At 38.0% G+C, this 25,911-nt stretch carries 28 protein-coding genes and 1 tRNA gene; 21 read left to right on the top strand and 8 right to left on the bottom strand.

The genetic code is table 11. The features are described from left to right. The first annotated feature begins 4 nt into the window (after positions 1 to 4). Both tolB and pal read left to right on the top strand, forming a co-directional pair. Positions 5 to 1,288 (top strand): Tol-Pal system beta propeller repeat protein TolB, encoded by a 1,284-nt coding sequence (gene tolB, locus FTV32_RS00435; RefSeq protein ID WP_180027537.1) that lies wholly within the window; start codon positions 5 to 7, stop codon positions 1,286 to 1,288. 28 nt (positions 1,289 to 1,316) lie between these two features. Next, positions 1,317 to 1,889 (top strand): peptidoglycan-associated lipoprotein Pal, encoded by a 573-nt coding sequence (gene pal, locus FTV32_RS00430; RefSeq protein ID WP_035265718.1) that lies wholly within the window; start codon positions 1,317 to 1,319, stop codon positions 1,887 to 1,889. 46 nt (positions 1,890 to 1,935) lie between these two features. Here the strand turns inward: pal and FTV32_RS00425 are convergent, their stop codons facing one another. Then, entirely contained in the window at positions 1,936 to 2,121 is a 186-nt protein-coding gene (locus FTV32_RS00425; RefSeq protein ID WP_035265716.1) for an NF038105 family protein, read from the bottom strand. 172 nt (positions 2,122 to 2,293) lie between these two features. Here FTV32_RS00425 and FTV32_RS00420 point away from each other — a divergent pair, with 172 nt between their 5' ends. From FTV32_RS00420 to FTV32_RS00400, 5 genes are all read left to right on the top strand, one after another. Next, positions 2,294 to 3,268 carry a class 1 fructose-bisphosphatase gene (locus FTV32_RS00420; protein ID WP_180027536.1) on the top strand — a complete coding sequence of 325 codons (975 nt, stop codon included), beginning with the start codon at positions 2,294 to 2,296 and terminating at the stop codon, positions 3,266 to 3,268. Between the two features lie 50 nt (positions 3,269 to 3,318). Then, a complete protein-coding gene (locus FTV32_RS00415; protein WP_035265712.1) occupies positions 3,319 to 4,095 on the top strand; it encodes an RNA methyltransferase in 777 nt (258 codons plus the stop codon). A 160-nt stretch (positions 4,096 to 4,255) separates the two neighbouring features. After that, positions 4,256 to 4,876 (top strand): RNA polymerase sigma factor, encoded by a 621-nt coding sequence (locus tag FTV32_RS00410; RefSeq protein WP_171260669.1) that lies wholly within the window; start codon positions 4,256 to 4,258, stop codon positions 4,874 to 4,876. Beyond that, positions 4,866 to 5,192 carry a hypothetical protein gene (locus FTV32_RS00405; RefSeq protein ID WP_092766070.1) on the top strand — a complete coding sequence of 109 codons (327 nt, stop codon included), beginning with the start codon at positions 4,866 to 4,868 and terminating at the stop codon, positions 5,190 to 5,192. The genes FTV32_RS00410 and FTV32_RS00405 overlap by 11 nt, the downstream gene beginning before the upstream one ends. After that, positions 5,182 to 5,589 carry a DUF3106 domain-containing protein gene (locus tag FTV32_RS00400; protein ID WP_092766069.1) on the top strand — a complete coding sequence of 136 codons (408 nt, stop codon included), beginning with the start codon at positions 5,182 to 5,184 and terminating at the stop codon, positions 5,587 to 5,589. The genes FTV32_RS00405 and FTV32_RS00400 overlap by 11 nt, the downstream gene beginning before the upstream one ends. Before the next feature lie 36 nt (positions 5,590 to 5,625). On the opposite strand, the gene rnk is transcribed toward FTV32_RS00400, so the two are convergent. Further along, positions 5,626 to 6,030 (bottom strand): nucleoside diphosphate kinase regulator, encoded by a 405-nt coding sequence (gene rnk, locus FTV32_RS00395; protein ID WP_180027535.1) that lies wholly within the window; start codon positions 6,028 to 6,030, stop codon positions 5,626 to 5,628. A 144-nt stretch (positions 6,031 to 6,174) separates the two neighbouring features. Continuing rightward, the gene (glyA, locus tag FTV32_RS00390; protein WP_180027534.1) at positions 6,175 to 7,428 is read right to left on the bottom strand and encodes a serine hydroxymethyltransferase; all 1,254 of its coding nucleotides are present in this window, start codon (positions 7,426 to 7,428) and stop codon (positions 6,175 to 6,177) included. 402 nt (positions 7,429 to 7,830) lie between these two features. On the opposite strand from glyA, the gene FTV32_RS00385 reads away from it, so the two are divergent. After that, complete coding sequence (locus tag FTV32_RS00385; protein ID WP_180027533.1) at positions 7,831 to 8,532, top strand: putative quorum-sensing-regulated virulence factor; 702 nt, start codon at positions 7,831 to 7,833, stop codon at positions 8,530 to 8,532. 257 nt (positions 8,533 to 8,789) lie between these two features. Continuing rightward, the gene (locus FTV32_RS00380) at positions 8,790 to 9,146 is read left to right on the top strand and encodes a hypothetical protein (RefSeq protein ID WP_180027532.1); all 357 of its coding nucleotides are present in this window, start codon (positions 8,790 to 8,792) and stop codon (positions 9,144 to 9,146) included. Between the two features lie 328 nt (positions 9,147 to 9,474). Here the strand turns inward: FTV32_RS00380 and FTV32_RS00375 are convergent, their stop codons facing one another. Next, the gene (locus tag FTV32_RS00375; RefSeq protein WP_180027531.1) at positions 9,475 to 10,476 is read right to left on the bottom strand and encodes a hypothetical protein; all 1,002 of its coding nucleotides are present in this window, start codon (positions 10,474 to 10,476) and stop codon (positions 9,475 to 9,477) included. A 276-nt stretch (positions 10,477 to 10,752) separates the two neighbouring features. Then, positions 10,753 to 10,828, bottom strand: a tRNA-Arg gene (locus tag FTV32_RS00370). Between the two features lie 187 nt (positions 10,829 to 11,015). Here FTV32_RS00370 and FTV32_RS00365 point away from each other — a divergent pair. The 7 genes from FTV32_RS00365 to FTV32_RS00335 all read left to right on the top strand — a co-directional run bounded on the left by FTV32_RS00365 (position 11,016) and on the right by FTV32_RS00335 (position 16,979). Further along, on the top strand, positions 11,016 to 11,951 hold the full coding sequence (locus FTV32_RS00365; protein WP_180027530.1) for an ABC transporter ATP-binding protein: 936 nt from the start codon (positions 11,016 to 11,018) through the stop codon (positions 11,949 to 11,951). Next, positions 11,948 to 12,721 (top strand): ABC transporter permease, encoded by a 774-nt coding sequence (locus tag FTV32_RS00360; RefSeq protein WP_092766033.1) that lies wholly within the window; start codon positions 11,948 to 11,950, stop codon positions 12,719 to 12,721. The genes FTV32_RS00365 and FTV32_RS00360 overlap by 4 nt, the downstream gene beginning before the upstream one ends. Beyond that, entirely contained in the window at positions 12,721 to 13,539 is an 819-nt protein-coding gene (queF, locus tag FTV32_RS00355; protein ID WP_180027529.1) for an NADPH-dependent 7-cyano-7-deazaguanine reductase QueF, read from the top strand. The genes FTV32_RS00360 and queF overlap by 1 nt, the downstream gene beginning before the upstream one ends. Positions 13,540 to 13,564: 25 nt before the next feature. Then, positions 13,565 to 14,218, top strand: coding sequence for a hypothetical protein (locus tag FTV32_RS00350; RefSeq protein ID WP_092766031.1), 654 nt, complete (start codon positions 13,565 to 13,567; stop codon positions 14,216 to 14,218). A gap of 309 nt (positions 14,219 to 14,527) precedes the next feature. Further along, a complete protein-coding gene (mltB, locus tag FTV32_RS00345; RefSeq protein WP_373683277.1) occupies positions 14,528 to 15,469 on the top strand; it encodes a lytic murein transglycosylase B in 942 nt (313 codons plus the stop codon). Positions 15,470 to 15,752: 283 nt separating this feature from the next. Beyond that, positions 15,753 to 16,364: a septal ring lytic transglycosylase RlpA family protein gene (locus FTV32_RS00340; protein WP_218947276.1), complete on the top strand. Its 612-nt coding sequence runs from the start codon at positions 15,753 to 15,755 to the stop codon at positions 16,362 to 16,364. A 171-nt stretch (positions 16,365 to 16,535) separates the two neighbouring features. Then, positions 16,536 to 16,979 (top strand): DUF962 domain-containing protein, encoded by a 444-nt coding sequence (locus FTV32_RS00335; RefSeq protein ID WP_180027527.1) that lies wholly within the window; start codon positions 16,536 to 16,538, stop codon positions 16,977 to 16,979. 66 nt (positions 16,980 to 17,045) lie between these two features. Here FTV32_RS00335 and FTV32_RS00330 read toward each other — a convergent pair whose 3' ends face one another. The 3 genes from FTV32_RS00330 to rpsB all read right to left on the bottom strand — a co-directional run bounded on the left by FTV32_RS00330 (position 17,046) and on the right by rpsB (position 19,440). Beyond that, positions 17,046 to 17,558, bottom strand: a complete 513-nt coding sequence (locus tag FTV32_RS00330) for a DUF3465 domain-containing protein (RefSeq protein ID WP_180027526.1) — start codon at positions 17,556 to 17,558, stop codon at positions 17,046 to 17,048. Between the two features lie 113 nt (positions 17,559 to 17,671). Beyond that, positions 17,672 to 18,547, bottom strand: coding sequence for a translation elongation factor Ts (tsf, locus tag FTV32_RS00325; RefSeq protein WP_035265686.1), 876 nt, complete (start codon positions 18,545 to 18,547; stop codon positions 17,672 to 17,674). 140 nt (positions 18,548 to 18,687) lie between these two features. Continuing rightward, complete coding sequence (rpsB, locus tag FTV32_RS00320) at positions 18,688 to 19,440, bottom strand: 30S ribosomal protein S2 (protein WP_035265684.1); 753 nt, start codon at positions 19,438 to 19,440, stop codon at positions 18,688 to 18,690. Between the two features lie 209 nt (positions 19,441 to 19,649). On the opposite strand from rpsB, the gene map reads away from it, so the two are divergent. The 5 genes from map (at position 19,650) to FTV32_RS00295 (ending at position 25,796) form a co-directional block, all read left to right on the top strand. Then, positions 19,650 to 20,474: a type I methionyl aminopeptidase gene (gene map, locus FTV32_RS00315; RefSeq protein ID WP_035265682.1), complete on the top strand. Its 825-nt coding sequence runs from the start codon at positions 19,650 to 19,652 to the stop codon at positions 20,472 to 20,474. A gap of 263 nt (positions 20,475 to 20,737) precedes the next feature. Next, positions 20,738 to 21,826: an OmpW family protein gene (locus tag FTV32_RS00310; protein WP_180027525.1), complete on the top strand. Its 1,089-nt coding sequence runs from the start codon at positions 20,738 to 20,740 to the stop codon at positions 21,824 to 21,826. A 231-nt stretch (positions 21,827 to 22,057) separates the two neighbouring features. Next, complete coding sequence (locus FTV32_RS00305; RefSeq protein WP_180027524.1) at positions 22,058 to 23,128, top strand: OmpW family protein; 1,071 nt, start codon at positions 22,058 to 22,060, stop codon at positions 23,126 to 23,128. 149 nt (positions 23,129 to 23,277) lie between these two features. Continuing rightward, positions 23,278 to 24,441, top strand: a complete 1,164-nt coding sequence (locus tag FTV32_RS00300) for an OmpW family protein (protein ID WP_180027523.1) — start codon at positions 23,278 to 23,280, stop codon at positions 24,439 to 24,441. Between the two features lie 140 nt (positions 24,442 to 24,581). After that, entirely contained in the window at positions 24,582 to 25,796 is a 1,215-nt protein-coding gene (locus FTV32_RS00295; RefSeq protein ID WP_373683269.1) for an MFS transporter, read from the top strand. The last annotated feature ends 115 nt before the right edge of the window (positions 25,797 to 25,911 follow it).

Below are 25,911 nucleotides of genomic sequence, written 5' to 3'. Positions count from 1 at the left end.
TCTCATGAAAATGATCTCAAAACATCTTCTCGGTTTAGCAATTTTGGCAGCATTTAGCCCTGCCCTCATTACGACCTCTTATGCACAGCTTCATCTTGAAATTGCCAAAGCACCTGAAGAAGCACCAAAAATTGCTATCGTGCCATTCGTAGGTGATCAACGCTTATACCCTGTTGTAGAGCAAGATTTAAACCGTTCAGGTCGCTTTACCAGTTCATCTAAAAATTTACCTGCAACAGCAACCATCAATCAAGCCAATGGTGTTGCTTGGCAATCAGCAGGCGTACCTTATGTTGTGAATGGTGAAGTAAAAACCAATCCTGATGGTTCACTGGCTGTTCATTACCAACTCTATGATGTCCAAAAACAACAATATTTACTCAATGAACTATTAACTGTACCGCCATCACGCATTCGATCTGCAGCACATATGATCAGTGATGCGATTTACCAAGCATTAACAGGTATTCCTGGTGACTTTAGTGGTCGCATCGCTTATGTTTTGCGAAATCCTGCGACTCCTGATAATCGCTACACTTTACAAATCGCAGATACTGATGGCGAACAACCACGCACTGTATTGAGTTCGCGCGATCCAATTTTATCCCCTGCTTGGACGCCTGATGGCAAAAAAATCGCTTATGTTTCATTCGAAACCAAACGTCCAGCGATCTATGTTCAAGATTTAGCGACTGGACAACGTGAAAAATTAGCTGGCTTTCGTGGCTTAAACGGTGCGCCAAGTTTTTCCCCTGATGGTAAAAGCATGTTGTTCACTGCTTCAATGCATGACAACCCTGAAATTTATCAAATGGATTTAAATACGCGCCAAGTGAAGCGTATGACAAATAATACAGCAATTGATACAGAAGCTCGCTATACCCCAGATGGTAAAGGTTTTATCTTTACCTCAGACCGTGGTGGTTCAGCACAGATCTATCATTACACGTTTGCTGATGGTTCAACAAAACGTTTGACTTTCCGCGGAGCATTCAACGCACGTGGAAGTTTAAGTGCCGATGGTAAATATGTTGCTTTAGTACATCGCCCTTCAGGCAGCAACTATAAGGTAGCAATTCAAGAAATCTCAACTGGAATCACGAACATTTTAACGCCAACCAGTTTAGATGAATCACCAAGCTTTTCACCAAATGGTCAAATGGTCGTGTATGCGACACGTGAAGGCAGCCGTGGATTGTTATCGATTATGTCTACAGACGGTCGCTTCCGCATGAACCTACCTAGCGAACAAGGTGAAGTTCGTGAACCTGCTTGGGCACCTAAATAATCGAATTTAATCTTTCAAGGAGATGAACATGAACGCGATTAAAACGTTTGCTCTTCCACTCATTGCTGTAAGTTTAGTAATGACGGGTTGCGCAAGCCGTAAACCAGCAACTACAGATACCACTACGATGACACCACCATCAACGTCAACCTCTGTAAATACGACTGGTCTAAGTGAAGATGCAGCATTAAATGCACAAAACTTAACGGGTGCTTCTGCTAAAGGGGTAACCGAGGCCAATAAAGCTTTCTTGGCTAAACGTGTTGTTCACTTTGATTATGACAGCAGTGAGCTATCTACTGAGGACTATCAAACCCTCCAAGCACATGCACAATTTTTATTGGCAAATGCAAACTCTAAAATCGCATTAACTGGTCATACAGATGAACGTGGAACGCGTGAATACAATATGGCTTTGGGTGAGCGACGCGCCAAAGCAGTTGAAAGTTATTTGGTTACAAATGGTGTAAATCCAAACCAACTCGAAGCTGTGAGTTATGGTAAAGAAATGCCAATTAATACAGGTAACAATGAAGCTGCGTGGAAAGAAAACCGTCGTGTAGAACTCAATTATGAAGCAGTGCCACCACTTCTTCGCTAATGAATGCAAAAAAAGCGCTCAATTCGAGCGCTTTTTTATATCAGGTTTAAGACCTTTGCGAGTCTGGCATGGGCACTTGCATAGACTCAATCATGTCATGCTTATTAAACTCTTTATATTCAGGTTTAGCCTCGTACTGTTTCCATGCTTCCTTGGAACTCTCTGAACTAATTTCGTTTAAGTCGATTGCCTCACCTGGCGTTGGAGTTGCTTCAAACTTTTGAATGCTCATTTTAAAGCTCCTTTTAAAATCATTCTCCTATCAACATACCATGTTCTAAAACTCTGGCAAGTGCAAAATCACCACAAATAACGCAGGATAATTTCTATTTTGCACTGAACTCATCTAAAATAGCCCAAGATCCAAATTTTATTCTTTTAAAGCTTTTAGGAGCGTCCTTGTAATGTCATACCTCACCTTGTCACAATATCTTGCACAACAACAAGGAAATCTAACACCTGAACTCTCTAATGTGATTGAAACAATTGCTGAAACGTGTAAAACCATCGATTCAGCATTGCAAAAGGGTGCCTTAGCAGGTGTGTTAGGTAGTGCTGGTAATGAAAACGTACAAGGTGAAGCGCAAAAAAAATTAGATGTTATTTCAAATGACTATTTAATTGATGCGCTAAAAAACAACGAAAATGTAGGCGGTTTAGCTTCTGAAGAACTCGATGAGTTTACACCAGCACAAGAGAACGGTAAGTATTTAGTTTTATTTGACCCACTAGATGGTTCAAGTAATATCGATATCAATATGTGTGTTGGGACCATCTTCTCTATCCTACCTGCCAAAAATTCAGTGACACAAGCAGAAGATTTCCTTCAAGCAGGCACTGAACAAGTCGCAGCTGGTTATGTGTTATATGGCCCATCAACTATGATGGCATTAACCGTTGGTGCAGGTACTGTTTTCTTTACATTTGATCCAGAGTCAAAAACATTCCTGTTGACGACTGAAAATATCCAAGTGGATGCGGATACAAAAGAATACGCCATTAATGCTTCAAACCAACGTCATTGGGAAGAACCTGTTCAACGCTATATTGGTGAGCTACAAGCGGGTAAAACATCTGTACGTGAAAAAGACTTTAATATGCGTTGGGTTGCCTGCATGGTTGGTGATATCCACCGTATTCTTTGCCGTAGTGGGATCTTCTTATACCCTTACGATACCAAAGATCCTAAGAAAGCTGGTCGTCTACGTCTTATGTATGAAGCAAATCCAATGAGTATGCTCATGGAACAAGCAGGTGGTGCTTCTACAACAGGTCGCGTGCGTATTATGGAAATCCAACCAACTGAACTTCACCAACGTGTACCAGTCGTCATTGGTTCAAAAAATGAAGTTGAGCTTGTTACTGCTTATCATCAATAATTTTACAATTGAGAGCCTATTGATTTAGGCTCTCATGGAAGTCAAACTGAATGGCCATTATCTTTTTAGAATCTAAAGACAACCCGAAAATTAAACATTTACGTGGTTTAATTGATCAAAATAGTTACCGTAAAAAGCAAGGCCAAACTGTTCTAGAAGGCACACATTTGTGCTTAGCTTGGTTAGAAAAAAATCGTAAATTGAATTCGATTTTTACCACTGAAAAAGCAATGGAACACGCCGATTTTGACGAAATAGCACAACACTATACAGGTTCAGTGTTTGTTATTAGTGAATCACTCTATAAAGACATAAGCACGCTAGGAACAACCTTGGCATGTTTAGCGATTGTAGATTTGCCAACTCAACGTGATGCTCTAGATTATACTCAAGACACTTTAATTCTTGAAAATGTTCAAGATCCAGGCAATGTGGGTACATTACTTCGATCAGCTGCGGCTGCAGGTATTGAACAAATTGTTTGCACCAAAGGTTCAGCATCTTTGTGGTCTCCTCGCGTATTACGAGCAGGAATGGGTGCGCACTTTTCATTAAAAACCTATGAAAACGTTGCGCTTGAAGATGTGCTGTCTCAATTCAAAATTCCCGTGTATGTCACGAGCTCACATGAATCAGAAAGTTTATATGCAAAAGACTTAACTCAAGCTTGCGTATGGGTACTGGGCAATGAAGGTCAAGGCGTTTCGGAATATGCCCTAGCACATGCTTCAGCAATTACCATTCCCCAACCGGGTGGTCAAGAATCATTAAACGTTGCAGTTGCCGGATCGATTTGTTTCTTTGAAATGGTACGCCAACGGATATGATTCGTTAAAATATATTAACGAAGTCACTGAAAATAAAAAAATCTATTAAACTGCTAAAAAATAGTTGCTTAGATTGTCAACCTACCATTATGTTTTGACGTTATATAAGTAACGATTAGAAAATAATGGTGGGTACCCAATGACGGGATTTTCCATCTCTATGGATTTAGCACCAAAAAAAGTCAAGCCTGAAGATTCGAGTGTTCTTTTGAATACGGCCGAACAACGTCTTAAATATTTTATGCAAGACGTCACTGGGCGTGCATTGGTGATGATGGAAAGTGCAACTCAAGGACACAATGGCATTGCCATGGATTTAGTCCAAGAAGCTTTTATATCTTTGCATAAATCTTATGCTGATAAATCCACTGCAGAGTGGTATCCCCTTTTCTATACCATTTTAAATAACAAACTTCAGGATTGGCGTCGTAAAGAATCTCGACGGGCTTTTCCATTCTCGTTATTTAAAAAAAATAACCACGATGAAGATGATGACGAAACCATCAATATTGTGGATGAATCAACACCTAATCCGCTGCAATTTCTTGCACAAGAGATGGCTGTTGAGGAGATTCAAAATGCAATTTCTAAGTTACCTGTTCGCCAACAACAAGCATTTATGTTGAGAGCATGGGAAGGGTTTGATACACAAACCACAGCCGAAATCATGAATTGTTCAGAAGGCAGTGTAAAGACCCATTACCATCGAGCTATACAGGGCTTAAGATCTGCTTTGTCTCACTTAAACCCAAATGACGGGGGATCATCGGATGAATCATGATGAATTTACGAAACAAGTGACTGAAAAATTGAATGTACTGGCATCACAACATCGCAATAAAGCGGTCGTGATGGAGCATGTACTCGATGAGATTAAAGACAAACCGTTATTTTCTCAGTTGATGACTTGGAAAGTTACTGGTTTTGCATTAGCAGCCGCGATCACAGGATTTGTGGTACTTCCAAATGCATTTGATTTGGAAGAAGCTCCAAGCCCACAACAAGTGATTGTCACCCCTAAACTTTCTCCGCAAATGATGGAAGATCTAGAAATGTTATCTGTTTTTGGTGAGGATAAATCAGCTCATGGCAGCTAAAGGCTTAGCGATTGCACTCTGCACATTAGGTTTTTTACAAACTAGTTTTGCAGGCTATGAACGTTTTTGGATCTTCTCGAAAGACAATAATTCTGAACTTAATGAATCTTGGGAATCGCTTTCTGAAGATGAACAAAAAGCACTGATTAAACGCTATCAAAATTTGAAAGAAATTCCTGAAGAGCAAAGTGTTGTTCTACAACAAAGAATGGATTGGTTTACTAAACTGCCTGAACAAGAAAAAATACAAATGCGGGAAACTTGGCAACAGATGAGCTCAAGTGAACGAAATGATTTGCGTAAAAAAATGATGAACGCGACTACAGCCGAGCAGCGCAAGGAAATACGCGAAACTTATTTAAATAAATATATGCAACAAACCACAATGAAACAATAAAACTTTAAAGCCTCCACAAGAGGCTTTATTTTTTAATTAAAGATATATACCCTCACGTTCAGGCTGATAGAGCACTTTATCAATTTTCACTTTCATTATTTGCCCATCAGGCTGAGGCCATTCAATTTCTTGTCCTTCCGCCAAACCTAGGATTGCTGCACCAATAGGTGCAATCACATTAACCTGCCCCTTTTCACCTTTAAAGTCATGGGGATATACCAGCACAATCTCTGTAGGTTCCGTCGATGGTGCAACCGTTATCAGCACTTTAGCATTCATCGTCACTACATTGGCAGGGATATCTTTAGGCTGTACGACTTCAGCACGAGCCAACTCGTTTTCTAAATGTTCCATCGTTGAAGTCAACTGTGGTTGATGCTCCAACATGGTTTCTAAACGATTTAAATCTTGTTCAGAAATAATAATATTTGGATGGCTCATTTTCTGCTCCAATTCAAATGTATAACGACAATTGAATAATTAATAGATACATCAGTTATATCAGAACTACTGAAAAATGACAGATTTGACATTCCAATATTCAATAAAAAAGCCCCCTTGAGGGGGCTTTTCTCAAGTCGAAGATTATTTTGCGTAAACTGGGAATTTAGCGCATACAGTCTCAACTTTAGCTTTCACAGAATTGATGACAGCTTCGTCGCCTTTAGAATCTAAAATATCAGCGATCCAACCTGCAAGTTCACGTACTTCTGCTTCACCGAAACCACGAGTAGTTACAGCTGGAGTACCGATACGGATACCAGACGTCACAAACGGAGAACGTGGATCGTTTGGTACAGAGTTTTTGTTCACAGTGATGTGAGCAGCACCTAACCAAGCATCAGCGTCTTTACCAGTAATGTCTTGTTTGATGAGAGACAACAAGAACAAGTGGTTTTTCGTACCGCCTGAAACAACGTCATAACCGCGTTCGATTAACACTTCAGCCATTGCTTGCGCGTTTTTCACAACTTGTTGTTGGTATGCCTTGTATTCAGGAGCCATTGCTTCTTTAAAGCAGATTGCTTTAGCCGCTACAGCATGAACTAAAGGACCACCTTGGTTACCTGGGAATACAGCAGATTGAAGTTTTTTCTCAATCTCTTCGTTTGCTTTTGCAAGAATTAAACCTGAACGTGGGCCACGAAGTGTTTTGTGAGTCGTCGTTGTTGTTACGTCAGCAATTTGAACTGGGCTTGGATAAACACCAGCAGCAACAAGACCAGCAACGTGAGCCATATCTACAAATAGATAAGCGCCTACTTTGTCCGCGATTTCACGGAAACGCTGCCAATCAACGATTTGGCTATAAGCAGAGAAACCAGCGACAATCATACGTGGCTTGTGTTCTACAGCTAAACGTTCTACTTCTTCGTAATCGATTTCACCCGTTTCTGGATTTAAACCGTATTGGATCGCATTATATGTTTTACCAGAGAAGCTAACTTTAGCACCGTGAGTCAAATGACCACCGTGAGCTAAGCTCATACCTAAAACAGTATCGCCTGGGTTAAGAAGCGCTAGATAAACTGCAGAGTTTGCTTGAGAACCAGCATGAGGCTGAACGTTCGCGTAATCAGCACCAAAGAGTTCTTTAGCACGGTCAATTGCCAATTGTTCAATCACGTCTACATATTCACAACCGCCATAGTAGCGTTTGCCTGGGTAGCCTTCTGCATATTTGTTAGTGAGTTTTGAACCTTGAGCTTCCATTACTGCTGGAGAGCAATAGTTTTCTGAAGCGATTAACTCAATATGAGCTTCCTGACGAGCATCTTCACTCGTAATAGCTTGAGCTAATTCTGGATCAAAGTCAGCAATAGAGATATTGGCAAACATTAGCGAGGTCCTATTAATGTAGGGCTTTTAAGCCGTGCTAAGATTGGCGCGTATTGTAACATGAACTTGTTAAATTTCGAGAATGAAGTTTAAACAGTTTGCAATTAAATTTGATTAATTCTTGTGTGTTCACTCTCTTACTATTAAAAACAAATATCTGAATTATGACTATTCTTTTTAAATTTATTCATTTTTAAAAATTATTTTTAACAACCTACAGTCTAAACTTGCAGCGTCAATATCATAGAAAACGAAATTTCTTTAAATGAGCACCTTATCTAAATAATTCCCATAATTTGTTCAATTCAGCATAATTTATACAATTCATTGACTTTATTACTGTGAGCTCAGATTTGAAAATGTTAAATTAATTACATCTTTATCATTAACTTGGACATTTGCATGCAAGCCATTATCTTGGATACTGAAACCCATACATTAAACGGTTTGCCCATAGAAATTGCATATGCTCCTATTCAGATTGAACAAGGCAAATTAAGTCTTGATCGCGAAAAAATCTTTGACCAACTATATAGCATTGGTGACGAAAAAATTTCCTATGCTGCAATGGCGGTTCATCATATTCTTGAAAGCGATTTAGTAGATCAACCCAACTTCAGAACCTTCGAGTTACCTCAAGAAACGACGTATATTATTGGTCATAATATTGATTATGATATTCGAGCTATTCAGCAATGCGGCGTTGAAACAAGTCATATTAAAGCCATCTGTACACTCGCTCTTTCTCGACTAGTTTGGCCTCATGCAGAAGCACACAACATTTCTGCTTTAATTTATATGATTAGTAAAGGCAGTAGCAAAGCTAGAGAGATGTTAAAAGGTGCCCATCGAGCTGACGCAGATATTATTTTGACTGCAAATATTTTAATGCACATTATTCATCATTTGGGTATTCAAAACATTGAAGAACTCTATGAAGTATCTGAAGATGCACGCATTCCTCGTACGATTAACTTCGGTAAACATCGTGGGACAGCCATTGTAGATCTTCCAAGTGATTATGTTTCATGGTTACTAAGACAAGAAGACTTGGATCCCTATCTGAAAAAAGCCTTAGAAAAAACTTTAATTGATACGCTTTAAGCAATATTTCATGACTCTCACTTTGAACCTAAAGCTCAAAGTGAGAAGTTAACTATTTTTTAATACTTTTAAACGATTAAAATAAAATTTACACCAATAATTAAAATAATATAAACGCATGATAATTAAATATTTTTTATTATTTTTATTCATTCAACACTGCCCACCTCATCCTCCATTAGACTAAGGCGAAGTAGAACATCTTTGTCATAAATATATTAATACCATCATACAACAACGGTATAAATAGGTGCCTTATGTCTAAACTTAGCCAAATTCTAGAATTTGATCCTTTAGATAATCCTATGTATCTTAAAAAAGTCGGAAATTGGGTTCTCACCTTTTTGCATGCCCATGATCAGGTGGAGAAAATCCAGCTCGCCATTACCAATGTTATTCCGCGTCAAGCAGATGGCTCATTGCAGCCTCGACGTATTATCATTGAACAAGCTGATCAAGAACATCAATGGCAAATTAATCACATAGAATGCTTTGATAGCCTTGAAAATAAAGAAGTCCTGCTCAATGCTTCAGAACAAACGGGTGGATCGATCATTCAAGAACTGCTCAGTGAATTTCGAAAATATGATGTTGAGGTCATGTTTAAAGCATAATTTCGATATGAAAAAGCCCGCTTTACGCGGGCTTTATGTTGGAAGGCTAGTGTTAGATTTATAGTTCAACTGAACTCAACTAACTGTCATTGATCCGTCCAACTCGTCAGTAGCGTTGAATGTTTATAACCTACTGTGATTTCAAATTTAATACTTTCAATACGTGATGTGAAGTCACTTTAACACTTTTCAACAACTGCATAAAAAAAATACAATTGAATTTTTTTATTTATAGATAAGAATAAGTTTCGCGAATATGAACAAAGTCTTAATTCAAAAAAAGTCGACCGAAATGGGTCGACTTTTAATTCTAACTTCAAGCTCAGAATTAAGCCAAATGACGTGAACGATTATTTGAATTATTTACACCAAAACGTCCAGCAAAAATCGTCACAATCAATCCAATCAATAAACCAATGAATGACCATAAAGCAGCTTTTGCAGCAGCTTTAGTCGCATCAGCTGCTTTTTCACGTGCTTGATCTTTTAGTTCAGCATATTTTAATTTAGCAGATTGAATATTCGCTTCTAAATCATTAAAGAATTTATCCTGCTGTATAAGGAAATTATTGACAGCTTGATTCGCTTCTTGCGGAGTTAGAGATGAATTTTTCGCTAAAGCAGCACTGACTTCATTCTTATTAATAGAAGCAGTCACAGATTGTGCACGAGTTTTTAATTGTTCTGATAACTTTTGAATAATAGCATCACTGTTATCTGGATGAATCACCAACTCTTTTGCAGCAACCTTAATTTGCTCTTTTGCCCATTCACCCTGCGCTTTTAAGAATTCGGGTTGCAATTCCTCGATTCCTGTTTTGCGTAATGCCTCAGACATCTTTTCATCACTATTTTCAAGTTTTGGTAAAGGAACTAATTCCTCAAAAGCTTGAACTCCGATCTGAGTTAAATTAACGCCACCTCGACCAATTCCTGATGCTACACTACCCGCAGCACTACTGACTGAACTAATCGCACTACCAGTAATTTTTGCCGCGCCGCTAATAGTCATTGCACCAAACCAGATACCTAACAGCAATGAAAGTGACCAGACAATAAAGCCATGGATTGCACCATCAGCTTGAGCCAAGTGACCTGCAACAAATCCACCAATAGCCAACGATACTAACAATGAAATAATTGTCCAAACGCTTACTGCTATCCCTGAGCCATTTGTAATATCAGTGGTAGATTGTGGATCTAGGAGCGCAAAACCTAATGCAACGCCAAGTAATGAGAGTAAAATTGAAATAGCTAATACAACAATAACGCCAGCGAAAATACTCGCCCACGAGATTCGATTTTGGATCAAAACTTTTTCTTCGTACATTGTTGTGCCTCTTATTTGAATTATTCATAATTTATGTGATTTATACGGCAATGCCGCAATTCAAATTTAAGATAGGTCATGTGAATTTTATGTGACTTATTTATCATTTTAATGTTTATTTTGAGACTAAATATATTATTATTTGTCAATATTGATGCATGACGCGATTCAATCGAGTCAGATTAACAATTCAGATTAATCATTAATTTTTGATAAAAATTTACTAAAAATATTTTAATTGACAGGCTATGTTTTGTTTGAAAAACATAAAAGAAATGGTGCGCTCAGCGGGACTCGAACCCACGCCACAGGCTTCGGAGACCTGTACTCTATCCAGTTGAGCTATGAGCGCATTTTAGGAAGTGCGCACATCATAACAAAAAAAACTCTAAGGTAAAGCAACTATATATCTTTCCTATTTTTAGTGCTCATGCTTTATACAGCGTTTCAACATCAAAACAGAGAATTCTGATTACAGAGCTTGGTTTATTTTTCAAGATCACTCACAATATCTCAACTTTTCACCATTCGAGATATTCATGACTGATGCATTGACCTTAAGGGATTTGTCGAAGACCTATCGAAATGGTTTTCAAGCATTAAAAGGAATCAACTTAGATGTTCCAGAAGGTGAATTTTATGCACTTCTAGGCCCTAATGGTGCAGGTAAATCAACCACTATTGGCATCATCAGCTCTCTTACAAAAAAAACTGCAGGAACTGTCGAGATTTTTGGTCATAACCTCGATACACATCCTTCTCAAGCTAAACAATGCTTGGGTGTAGTCCCTCAAGAGTTTAACTTTGCGCAATTTGAAAAGACTTTCGATATTTTAGTCACACAAGCAGGTTATTACGGCATTCCAAAAAAAGTTGCTGAAACCCGCGCAGAGGAGTACCTGACCAAATTAGGTTTATGGGAAAAACGCTCTACTCAAGCACGCATGCTATCCGGGGGGATGAAACGCCGCCTCATGATTGCCCGAGCAATGATGCATGATCCAAAACTGTTAATTCTCGATGAACCGACTGCTGGTGTTGATATTGAACTACGTCGCTCGATGTGGGACTTCTTAACAGAAATGAATCAGAAAGGTACATCAATCATTCTCACAACACATTATTTAGAAGAAGCAGAAGTACTGTGTCGCAAAATTGCAATTATTGATCGTGGCGTCATTAAAGAAGACACCACCATGAAGAACTTCTTAAATCAATTAAATGAAGAATCTTTCATTTTTGACTTGGCTGAACCTATAGAACCGATTCAACTCGACATTATTGGTGTGAAATTTAATTTGGTTGATCCTGTGACCCTAGAAATTACGCTTGATAAAGCACACAGCATGAATGATCTTTTCCAACTTCTAGAATCACAGAATATTCAAGTTCGAAGTATGCGTAATAAATCAAATCGTTTAGAAGAGTTATTCGTCAAAATGGTCGAAAAGAATCTTGATGGAGCTGCGCAATGAATTTTAATCAACTCGCTGTAGCTTTATATACGATTATCCATAAGGAAATTCGTAGATTTATGCGCATTTGGCCACAAACATTATTACCACCAGCAATTACCATGTCACTGTATTTTGTGATTTTTGGAAATCTAGTCGGTTCAAGAATTGGGGAAATGGGTGGCTTTACCTACATGCAGTTCATTGTACCTGGTCTAATTATGATGGCTGTCATTACTAATAGTTATGCCAACGTTTCATCAAGCTTTTTTAGTTCTAAATTTCAAAAAAGTATTGAAGAACTGATCATGAGTCCAGTGCCTTTACATGCCGTACTTTGGGGTTATGTGCTTGGTGGTGTTGCTCGAGGCTTATTGGTTGCTATCATTGTGACTGCAATGAGTTTATTTTTTACTGACTTATATATTACCAACTGGTTCGTCACAATTTATACCGTCCTGATTACATCATTACTGTTTGCATTAGGTGGATTTATTAATGCTGTCTATGCAAAGTCATTTGATGATATTTCGATTATTCCCACTTTTGTTTTAACACCGTTGACCTATTTAGGTGGGGTGTTCTATGCAATTTCTGCATTAAGCCCATTTTGGCAAAATCTATCTTTAATTAACCCTGTCGTATATATGGTCAATGCATTCCGTTATGGAATTCTTGGTCATAGCGATGTAAATGTATCTATCTCTTTATTAGTAATCACAGCGTGTTGCGCCGTGCTATATGCGGTCGCTTATCACCTACTCTCCCGTGGTTCAGGAATGCGTGAATAATGAGCGTTGAACAATCTCTTTTAGGCAAAGACACCAACTATCCAACTGAATATCAACCTGAGGTGTTATTTCCAATTGCTCGCGCAGAAGCACGAGCGAAGTACGCACATGTAGATGGTATTCAACAAGGAATTGATTGGTGGCATATTTTTGAAATTTCTTGGTTGAATCTGTCAGGGATTCCTCAAGTTGCAATTGGTCGAATGCATCTTCCTGCTTCATCACCTTATCTCATCGAGTCCAAATCTCTTAAACTATATTTCAATAGTCTGAATTTTGCTAAATTTGAATCTCAAAATCAGTTTATTGAGACAGTCGAGCGTGATCTTTCTAAAGCAGCCAATGCAGAAGTCAGACTTGAATTATTCGATGTTGATCAGTTGAATATTGCCCAGCCTGAAGGAATATGCATCGACCATTATGAGCCTGAACGTCTTGAAAACCACCCTGATGTGAGCTTACTTAAACTCGATGCAGCGTCTTCCGAAGAAATCGTTGAAATTCAATTATATTCGCATTTATTAAGAAGTAACTGCCCAGTCACAGGTCAGCCTGATTGGGGCACAGTTTTTTTAAGATATCGTGGCAAAAAACCTTGTTATCGTTCAGTTTTAGCTTATATTATCTCCTATCGTCAGCATAATGGCTTTCACGAACAATGCGTTGAACAAATCTACGCAGATATTTGGGAAAACTTTAACCCTGAAAAGTTGATGGTATATGCGACTTATACACGCCGTGGTGGTTTAGACATTAACCCTTGTCGTGTATCGGACTTTGCATGGATGCCAAGCCCAATTCGATTGGCGCGACAATAAATTGAAGAATAGTTGAGGTTATACGATGTCATATTTTGGTTTTATTCCATCTGAATCTTTGTTAAAGAATATTCAAACTGGAATTGAGAAAAAAAATTCAAACGAACCACTTTACCCTTTGCGTGATCAAACTGCACTCGCTATTAATGATGAAATTATCGATGCAATTTTAGTTGAACTTGTACGTCGTTTCCCTGCAAGTGACAAACGAGAAACAGCTGAAAAACTTGCTGGTTATATTAAATCAACAGTATCGGTACTACTTAAACAGTTATTGGGTAAAGCACCAAATGACGTCGTGAGACAATCGATTGAATTCTCTGAAAAGAGTTTATTCAAAGATCCAGAGGGTAATTATCGTGTCGGTGCTCCATTACCTGCTGATCTAGTGACAAACTTAAAAAATAGCTTTGCAGAAGTACGTGCAGGCAATGATGTCAATCGTGCAGTTCTGTCTGAACAATACAAGCAATTCGGTGAAGCTGCAGTTCGTCACTTTATGAATGATTTTAACAAGACTTTAGATTTGGGTATGATTAAACGTAAGGCGTCTGATATCGCTTCTTCAGCGGTCATCAAAGCAGTTCATATTGCTATTGATAAGCTCATTCCTAACTTTACTAAAGAAGAATTGTTAGCTACAGCTGAATATCATGACACGCTATTTATTCAAGAATAAATCAGACTAATCAAAAACCTAGCTTCTGCTAGGTTTTTTTATGTTTTAAAAATAGTTCATCAATATTGAATAAATAAAAGGCATAATTCATCCATTTTTACACTTTTTATGTAGGTTTTTGTGAATCCATCACGACCTAATGTTATCTTAATAAACATTGCGATTAATCAAATGATGTTGAACTTTTAATCCTTATCAACACTTATACCTTTGCGTCTACCACCGATAATAATTGGATCTGCTGCTGTTATGTTATTTGAAAATTTTAATGTTAAATTACAACGTATTGGTTTAGCACTCAGTGCGTTTATGATCACAAGTTTTGTTCAAGCCAATGACTTCGCTCAACATCCTCAATATCAAAATTTTAAACTAAAAACGATGCAGACCTATGGTTTGAGTACTGAGCAAGTTGACTGGGCCATGAATGGATCAAAAAACCTACCAAATATTATCAACATTATGAATCGCCCAGGAGAAAGCAAGCCTTGGTACGAATATAAAAAGAATTTTTTAGCAGAAAGTACAATTCAACGTGGTGTGCGTTTTAAAAATCAATATGCAGACACTTTAAATCGAGCAGAACAGCAGTTCGGTGTTCCCCAGTCCATCATTCTCGGTATTCTCGGCGTAGAGACAGGTTTTGGAGCAAATAAAGGTTCATTCATCACACGTGATGCACTAGCCACTTTAGGGTTTGGATATGAACGTCGTGCACAATACTTTCAAGACGAATTAAGCGCTTTGATTGCATGGTCTTATAAGGACGGCATTCCAGCTAATTCAGTCGTTGGCTCTTATGCTGGTGCTGTGGGCTATCCTCAATTTATGCCAAGCAATATTCCGAAATTTGGTGTGGATTATGACGGTAATGGTCATATCGATCTCAGAAACTCTGCTGTAGATGCAATTGGTTCTATTGCAAATTATCTTGCTCAACATGGTTGGCAACGAGATCAACCGATTGCTTTTGCCGCACGCTACCAAGGAAATAATGCGGATGCCATCATAGCCAAAGACTTAACACAACCTACTCCATATGGTGCATTAAAAGTTCAAGGCATTAGCCCACTCAATCCTATTGTTAAAATAGATGACTTAGACATGGTCAATGTGATTCAACTACAAGAAAATTATGGACCAGCTTATTACCTTACATATCCTAATTTTCAAGTCATTACGACCTATAACCGTAGTCGAATGTATGCAACTGCACTGTGGCTTTTAGGGACTGAAATCGCGAGTAGATAAATATAAATCTACTTGTTTTAACAAAAGTCAATAAATATTTTTGTGATTAAGTTCACTATTTGCACATTTTACATATTTTGTTACACTATTGATTAATTTTTAACCATATTTTGTGATAATTTGTCGTTTTTGTAACTAAAGTGAAAATAAAGCTAGACACTTTTGTATCAGGATGAATATCATCCACTACCGTTAAATGCAGTTGCACAAGTAAATTTACAGACCATTTAGGTTAATTATCAGCAACTTAGATAATTAACTTAGGGTTCCAAGGAGTTAAACGATGCATGCTTCGCTGAAAATGTTATCAATATTAGGTATTAGTTTGGCTTTGACTCAAACTCATGCCGAGTTGGTTCAATCCTCTTATCTAAATAATGATGTTGACCAATCAAGTCTTGCTTCACGCGTAATTAGCAAAGACTCTACAAGTTTCAATTCGCACTTCTCGAATTTAAACAGTTTAGCAATTACTGAAAGTTCAGGTGATAAAATTCGTCGCGAAACAATCGCAGCGAAAATTCAAGTACCTGTTGAAGAGCCTTCAGTGATTGATAAACTTAATAATGTGGCTTCAAACACTGTTCGTCGTTTTAGTCAAACAGGCGTTGCTTCTTGGTACGGTCGTCAATTTCACGGTCGTAAAACTGCAAGTGGCGAAACATTTGATATGAATGCACTTACTGCAGCGCATCGTAGCCTACCTCTTAATTGCTATATTCGTGTAACGAATAAATCAAACGGTAAAAGCGTCGTTGTCAAAGTAAATGATCGCGGCCCATTTCATGGTAATCGTGTTGTAGATTTATCTTACGGTGCTGCGAAATCCCTTGGTATTACCAATGCTGGTACTGCGCGTGTAAGCATCGAACGTGTGGATGGTCCAAATTCTTAGGTTTTTATGATTCAGCGAAGCATTTAACGAAAAGCCACTCATCGAGTGGCTTTATTATTTTTAATTGTTTTGATGTGACCAATATACAAAAAATAATCTTGATTTATCATCTTATGTCATACTGTCGTTTATAGAATAAATAAAATTCAAATAATCAGCTAAGGAAATAGGATGAAGACAATTACAGAATGGTTAGATGAATATAGTGATAGCCATCAAAACCTAACCAATAAAACATTACACTGGATTTGCGTACCCACGATTCTATTCTCGATCATTGGCATACTCGCTCATTTCAGCGCATTACTGACTACCCTTTTACTGGTGTTAACACTCATCTTTTATGCAAGATTAGATCTTGTACTCGCGGTTGCAATGGCAGCATTATTATTGGTCATGTCTTGGCTTATCATTATTCTTCCATTCGGGAAAGGATTCTATATTGCTCTGTTCGTTTTGGCTTGGATAGGTCAATTTTACGGGCACAAAATTGAAGGGAAAAAGCCTTCTTTCTTTAAAGACCTTCAATTCCTTCTAATTGGCCCTCTATGGTGTATGGATGCTTACCTAGATAAGATACTACCTAATTGGAAATCACGCCAAATCAGCGCTTAAATTAGCAAATACAGCACGGGTTAAATTAGAATTTAATTTAGCCCGTTTTTACATTGATTAACTAATTCATTGATAACTTCGACCTTGATGCTTTAACCAACCATCAATATGCCGTTTATTAGGATCATGGTGAGTCCAATGAATTACACCACCCTTGTCGGTATATTCATATTCACCATAGAACTCGACGATATCCCCTTTTTGAATATTTTCAACACGTGGTGCCAAGTCTATATTATGAGCTACCAAAACTGTCTGACCATGATTAAGTTTTAAAATAAATTTCTGATGTCTAGATCCTTCATTATCATCTTTTAATATTGCAACAACTTCTCCAGAAGCCCTAACTTGCACATCACTGATCTTTTTTTGAAATAGTGTGGCTATTTTTTTGGCATCATCATTATCCGCAGAGGATAGTTCTCGTTGGTTAGCATCATTATAGTGAGTACTTACATCCGTATGATTGAGTGTGTGCTCATTACTCTGTTTTAAATCCTGTTTTAAATCGATACCGAAATATGCTGCGACCACGACTACAATTAACGCAGCAATACTCATTTTTGATTTCTGAGACATATTGATCTCTAAGTTATATTTTTATTTCATCCTAAAGTTTATATCATTTAGACCCATCAAAAAAAAGAAAAAGCCCTTTAAGGGCTTTTTCTTTTTCAAAATAATTGAATCAATTATTTTGCAGCAGCTTGAGCAGCAGCAACTTCTTCAGCGAAAGAAAGTTCAGCTTTTTTCTCAATACCTTCACCCACTTCGAAACGTACGAATTGAGCAACAGTTGTACCTGTAGATTTAAGAACATCAGCAACTTTCTTGTCGTTGTCGATAACGTACATTTGACGCTCAAGAACAACTTCATTTAAGTATTTTTCAACTGAACCAGTTACCATTTTTTCAACGATATTCGCCGGTTTACCAGATTCAATTGCTTTTGCTTCAGCAATTTCTTTCTCTTTAGCGATTAACTCAGCAGAAACACCTTCAGCATTTACAGCAACTGGGTTGAACGCAGCAACGTGCATTGCGATACCTTTACCAGTAGCAGCATCACCAGCAAATGAAACTACAACACCGATTTTTAAACCGTGTTTGTAAACTGCAAGGTTTTCACCTTCAACGATTTGAGCACGACGAACTTGAATGTTTTCACCGATTTTTTGAACAAGCGCAATACGAGCTTCTTCTACAGTTGCACCATCTTCAAGTTTCAATTCAGCAATTTGAGCAGCATCAGTTACATTCGCAGCAAGCGCAGCAGCAGCAACTTTCGCAGAGAAACCAGCAAAGTTTTCGTCTTTAGCAACGAAGTCAGTTTGACAGTTTACTTCTAAAAGAATTGCTTTATTGCCTTCTTGAGCAATTGTAATCGCGCCATCAGCAGCAATGTTACCTGCTTTTTTAGCAGCTTTTGCTTGACCAGATTTACGAAGGTTGTCGATCGCTAACTCGATATCGCCACCAGCTTCTGTCAACGCTTTTTTACATTCCATCATTGCTAGACCAGTACGATCACGCAACTCTTTAACCATGCTTGCAGTAATAGCAGTCATGTTATTCTCCTAAATTCGGTCGAGATATGTATCTGTTAACAAAAACGGCCCAAATTAATCATCTGGGCCGTTTTGCTTGATTGATGCTTAAGATGCCACGATTACGTGTCGCAAAAATGACAAATCCGCATCAAATCGCATTAAGCCTCAGGAGCTTCTTTAGCAGCTTCTTCGCCTTTAGCTTGCGCATTAGCTTGAGTTTGAGCGTATTCTTTACCAGCAATAATCGCATCAGCCATCGCAGTAGCGTAAAGAGTTACAGCGCGGATCGCATCATCGTTACCAGGAATAACGAAATCAACGTTATCTGGGTTAGAGTTAGTATCAACGATACCGATTACTGGAATACCAAGGTTCTTAGCTTCTTTGATTGCAATCGCTTCGTGGTCAACGTCGATGATGAACAATGCGTCAGGTAAACCACCCATGTTCTTAACACCGCCAAGAGCACGTTCAAGTTTTTCCATTTCACGAGTACGCTCTAAAGCTTCACGTTTAGTAAGCTTAGCGAAAGTACCGTCAGTAGACTGAGTTTGAAGATCTTTAAGACGGTTGATTGATTGACGAAGAGTTTTCCAGTTCGTCAACATACCACCTAACCAACGGTGATCTACATAAGGTTGACCAGCACGTTGAGCTTGTTCACGGATGATGTTAGAAGCAGCACGTTTAGTACCAACGAACAATACTTTGTTCTTTTTGCTTGCTAGGTTGTTAACAAAGTTCAATGCATCATTTAACGCAGGAACAGTGTGCTCAAGGTTGATGATGTGAATTTTGTTACGCGCACCAAAAATGTATTGACGCATTTTTGGGTTCCAGAAGCGAGTTTGGTGACCGAAGTGCGCACCAGCTTGAAGAAGGTCGCGCATGCTTACGTTGTAATCTGCCATTTTCTTTACCTTAAAAGTTTGGGTTAGGCCTCCATATGTCCGCATTCTCCACCCTTACGGGCACCCAGAGTAATGTGTCGACATATGTGCGGATTTTATTAACCAACATATCATCCGATTAAGTGAATCTATTCACGAAAAGCATTTGATAAATTGGGCGGCTATTTATACCATAGTCACACACAAATTTCCAAAAGTTTTTAAAGATCATGAACAGTACTTATGAAGCACCACGTCGTTTAATTAAATCTGCTGAAGATATCGAAAAGATGCGTGTGGCGGGACGACTAGCGGCAGAAGTTTTGGATATGATCAAACCGCATATCAAGCCTGGTGTGAGTACACTAGAATTGGATACGATTTGTCATGATTATATTGTGAATAAACAAGATGCCATTCCTGCTTGCCTAGGCTATGGTGCTGCACCTGGTCGTCCTGCATTCCAGCATACGATTTGCACATCAGTAAACCATGTGGTTTGCCACGGTATTCCCTCTGAAAACAAAATCTTAAAGAAAGGTGATATCTTGAATATTGATGTCACTGTGATTAAAGATGGATTTCATGGTGATACCAACATGATGTACATTGTAGGTGGCGAGACTTCTATTCTTGCAGATCGCTTATGCAAAGTTGCACAAGAAGCAATGTATCGTGGTATTGCTACGGTAAAACCTGGTTCGACGATCGGTGATATTGGTCATGCGATTCAAAAATATGTTGAGTCAGAGCGTTTCAGTGTCGTTCGTGAATATTGTGGTCATGGTATTGGAACTGTTTTCCATGATGAACCTCAAGTGCTTCATTACGGTCAACCAAATTCAGGCATGGTTTTAGAAGAGGGTATGACATTTACAATTGAACCAATGGTCAATGCTGGTGTATGGCAAACTAAACTTCTTGGTGATAAATGGACAGTTGTAACGAAAGATCATAAATTATCTGCGCAATATGAACATACTGTTTTAGTCACTAAAACAGGTGTCGAGGTATTAACTGCTCGCCCTGAAGAGGATTTATCCCGATTTCAATAATTTTAGTTAATTAATAAAGTTAAAAAAGTCAGACCAATTTAAATTGATCTGACTTTTTATTTTGCTAAGTCACTCAATAAGAAATAAATTCACAAACAAACCTAACAAATGTTGGATTTTTAAGATTTAAATTCATGATTTTTAAAAATTTTTTATCACAAAAATGAGTAAAAACGCTTTTCAAACTGATTCATTTTATGTTTATATAACGCTTAAAGAATGTAAAACAACAACTAGCAACAAAATCGGACAGGGAGTCCAAAATGACGCAAAAAGCATTCTGGTGCATGGTCGTACCTATTGTTTTTGCATCTACAACTATTTATGCAGAATCATCATTTTTTAATCTGGATGAAACTGAAGGGTTTAAACGATATTCAATTTCAGTCGGACCATTACATGTTATGCCTCAAGGTAAAGCCAAGGCACCTAAAATTCGTACAGCAGTAAAAAATGGTGAAGTTGCAAAAAATGGTGATATTACACTTTCTACAGTTTTTGAGAACTTAGATCCTGATAAACAAAAAGAAAATCAAAGTATGCAAGCGCTTTTGAAGATCGTTGATGCTTTTAGTGATACTTATCCAGCCAGTCAAAGTGGAACTTCAACTGTAAGCGGCATTGAAAGTTGGAGTATGGATGGCTCTGGAATGACTGCAGATGATGTCACAACACTTGGCATCATGATCAATTACCATTTCAACGATAAGATCTCATTCGAGAGTAAAGCTGGGTTCCCCCCAAAAGTAGATATTCAAGGTAAAGGTAAGATTACAGCACCATTTACAGCCGAAGCAAATTCAACACTTTTAGGTATACCTTTACCAACAATCTATCTTAAGAATGATCTGCCAATTACAGATCTTGAAAGTCATGGAAATTCTATTGCGACAGCACGTGCATGGACTCCAATGTGGGAATTGCAGTACCATTTTGGACAGACTGGGATCAATAAATTTAGACCCTATGTTGGGCTTGGACTTATGGTCGCATACTTCAATGAATTAGAATTGAATCCAAGCCTTGAAAAAGACTTAATTGATTCAGGTCACATGATTGCCAATATGAAAAATGGACGCGGTGGCGATGCATTAATTAAAGGTAAAAAAAGTACAGCAAATCCCAAGGTTAAGCTTGAGTCCGAATTGAGTTTTGCGCCAATAGCCACGCTTGGGTTTACTTACGACTTCAATCAAAACTGGTTTGCAGTTGCATCTATTAGTTATGCACATCTAACAGGTAAAACTACTATTGAAGTCAACGATGATAAACTCGGAACATTATTTTCATCGGAAGTTGATTTAGAAGTAAATCCTATCATTGGTTATGCTGGTGTAGGCTATCGCTTCTAAAACACTTGAGGCATATTGAAGCCACACCAATATGCCCAACCCATCACAAATAAAGAAAGAATAAGACAATTAATACACATTTTAAAATCCAACTTATATCATATTTTTCAATAATTTAACAATTGTAAATTAGGATAATAAATTTGATTTCAAGTGAACAAACTGCTTTGCATTTAGATGATTTAATGAATATAAAATGAACTAAAAATTGGACATGGAGTCCTTCAAACAATGAAGAAGTTTTTAGTTCCTACATTATTCGCGAGTTCATTCTTATCTTCTCTGAGTTATGCGGAGTCAGGATATTTCAGCCTTTCTGATGAGGGGTTTAAGCGCTTTTCAATTTCAGTGGGTGCATTACACGTAATGCCACAAGGTAAGGCCCAACCTTTTAATGTAAAAACAGTCATAAATGACAATTATGAATCAAAAGTTGGGGACATTAATGCTTCCACGGTAATCGATAACCTTGACCCAGATCGTAAACCAAATTATTTAGTAGAAGGTATTGTTAAATTAATTTCTGCTTTTCAAGGCAATGTCTCAGGGGCTATTAGTGGAAAATCCTATATTAATGGATTAGCTGAATGGGATAATCCGAATACTGGCCTGGAGGCTGATAAAGTTACAACAGTTGGCATCATGAGCAGTTATCACTTTACAGATAATTTGTCTGTGGAAATAAAAGGTGGAATTCCACCTAAAGTGGATATTAAAGGTATTGGAAATATTAAAGCTCCCTTCTCAGCTACTGCAGCACCGTTAGGTGGAATTGCGGGGAACTTAGACCTCAAAAATAATATTCATATTACTAATCTAGAACAATCTTCAAAAGCTGCTGAAGCTAGAGCATGGACCCCTGCTTTTGAATTACAATATCGTTTTGGTGAGACCGGGATTAATAAATTCCGCCCTTACGTTGGCGTTGGATTAATGTACGCTTATTTTAATGAGCTAAAAATGGATCCAGGTATTGAAAAAGATTTAGTCGCCGCTGGGCATATGATCCAAAATATTATTAATCAAAATGCTGGTGCAGCACTTGATAAGAAAGATACCAATGGAAAAATGAAAGTTAATTTAGAAGCAACTGATGTTTTTGCGCCTATAGCAACAGTTGGATTCACCTACGACTTTAATGATACATGGTATGCAGTAGCATCTATTAGTTACGCCCACTTGCATAATGAAACGAAGATCACAGTCGTCAATGAAAATACTGGACAAGAGTTGATCAACTCAAAAGCTGATATCGAGATTAACCCGATATTAGGCTATGCTGGGGTTGGCATGCGTTTCTAACGCATAGAGTAAGAAAAGAGGCAATTGCCTCTTTTTTTGTAACCAAACAAAAACCAAACATAATTGGCAAATTATTACTACAATGTGCCTAAAAATAAATTTGATAATAAAAATACAAAAATAATCACTTTTTATTTACAGTATTGGACATGGAGTTCCATAATGAAAAAAAACTAGCTTACTTAGTTGCATCCATCAGTGCGTTAAGTTTTCCAGTCTTCAGTTATGCAGATTCACCTTATTTTAGTTTAAAAGATGGCGATGGCTTTAAACGTTTTTCGGTTTCAGTGGGTGCATTACATGTAATGCCTCAGGGTAAAGCTCAACCGATTAATATTAACACCGCTGTACCAGAGGGTACCAAGTCTGAAGTTGGACGAATTTCAACATCTTCTGTACTAGGTGCTATTGATACTTCGACAGCAGATGGTGTTGATAAAAAACGTAAATTAGAGACACTTATAAACTCAGGTCTTGTTAGCCCATTAATCCTTGATGAAATCGATGGCGTAAAATATCTTAAGCCATCAGTTGGTGGTACTGCCGAAATTGATGGATTATCATCATGGACTGCTCAAGGGACAGGATTAGAAGCTGATGATGTCACTACCCTCGGAATCATGACTAATTACTTCTTTACAGATAATATTTCTTTAGAAGTCAAAGCAGGAATTCCACCTAAAGTTGATATTAAAGGTAAAGGGAATATATCAGCACCTCTCACAGGCTCAGTAGATCCTGGAAACGTCAATATCATTATTGCAGATATAGATGCTGGGAGCATTATTGGCGGCAATATTCCACTCAAACAAGATATCCAAGTAACAAATCTTGGAGCCCACGGTAAAGTTGCAGAAGCTCGTGCATGGACGCCAGCATTCGAATTCCAATACCATTTTGGTAAAACAGGCGTAAATAAATTTAGACCTTATATAGGGCTTGGTTTGATGTATGCATACTTCAACGAATTGGAAATGAACTCCAACCTTGAAGCTGATCTAGTCGCTGCAGGTCATAAAATTGCGAACATCAAATTAGGTGAAGCTGGGAAAGCACTTGATGGAATTGAAAGTGCTGCGAATCCTAAAGTTAAACTCGAAGCAAAAGATGCTTTCGCCCCTGTAGCTACTGCCGGTTTTACTTATGATTTCAACGATCGTTGGTTTGCAGTCGGGTCAATTTCCTATGCGCATCTTAAAGGTGAAACAACAATTACAGTAAACGATGCTGAACTTGGTGAATTAATCAATGCAAAATCAGATATCGAAATTAATCCGATTCTGGGATATGCCGGTATTGGTTATCGATTCTAATTTCCATCAGTCTTCATAAAGCGGCCAAGTGCCGCTTTATTCATTCTAATAACTAAATTTTATTGATTGATAAATTTTTATTCTGTCGTCATGATGCTACTGATCTTTTAAAATTACAAAAAATGCTAAGCGGATTAACCATGTCAGAAACCAAATTTTCAAAACCCCTCATCTTTATGCTCATTGGGAGTGCTTTTATTTTAGCACTCTCCTTAGGTGTCAGACATGGATTTGGCTTGTATTTAGTTCCAATGAGTCATGAGTTTAATTGGAATCATCAAGTTTTTAGTTTAGCAATTGCCTTTCAAAATTTATTATGGGGTGCTGTTCAACCCTTTACGGGAGCGCTAGCAGATAAATATGGGAGTAAAAAAGTCGTTGCCGTAGGCGGCGCTTTATACGCGATTGGACTTGTGATGATGGCATTTAGCTCAACAGGGCTTCTCATCAATCTTAGTCTAGGTTTAATCATTGGTTTGGCTTTATCAGCTACTTCATTCTCTGTTTTGCTCTCTGCTGTCGGTCGTGCAGCGCATCCAAGTCGACGTAGTATGGCTATGGGTATTGCCAGCGCAGCAGGCTCTTTTGGGCAATTTATTATGTTGCCAACCACACTTTTACTCTTACAAAATTTTGGTTGGTCATCGGCGCTACTCATCACAGCGATTTTAATTGCATTAATTGTACCCTTGGCTTGGATGCTAAAAGCTCCAATCTATCAAGCGCCTCAAACAGTTGATGCGATCACTAAACCTTCTTTAAGTTTTAAACAAATACTCATAGTTGCCAAAAACCACAAACCTTTTATCTGGTTGGCATTAGGATTTTTAGTTTGTGGATTTCAGGTCGTATTTTTGGGCATTCATTTGCCGGGTTATTTAACTGACCATGGTTTTAGCACCACAACTGGTACTATGTTTTTAGCCTTGGTTGGGCTATTTAATATTGTTGGAACTTACACTGCTGGTTGGCTGGGTGATAAATATTCCAAACCTAAATTGCTCATGTGGTTATATGGACTACGTGGCATCGCCATCATTTTATTCCTTGCATTGCCACTCTCGATCTTTACGATTTATAGTTTTGCCATCATTATGGGGTTGTTATGGTTATCAACCGTTCCCCTTACCAATGGTATTGTTGCTAATATGTTTGGAGTTAAGTATCTCACCATGCTAAGTGGAATTGTATTTTTTACTCACCAAGTCGGTTCATTTTTTGGAGGCTGGTTGGGTGGCTTAAATCATGATATGACAGGCAATTACAATATTATTTGGATGATGTGTATTGCGCTCAGTATCTTCGGTGTATTCATTCATTTATTTGTTAATGAGGAGAATGTCGTCAATGACTAATCGCTTCAATCTGCTCTACATCATCATATTTATCGGAGTCATCCTTCTGCTTAGTCTGTCGATTACTTTGTGGATGAACACTCCTGATTTATTTGCATATTTTAATCAAGCTTTT

Origin of the sequence: Acinetobacter sp. YH16032, assembly GCF_013417345.1 — a bacterium.
Taxonomy (GTDB): domain Bacteria; phylum Pseudomonadota; class Gammaproteobacteria; order Pseudomonadales; family Moraxellaceae; genus Acinetobacter.
Note: the sequence above shows the minus strand (reverse complement) of the source record. Positions and strands in the feature narration are given on the sequence as shown.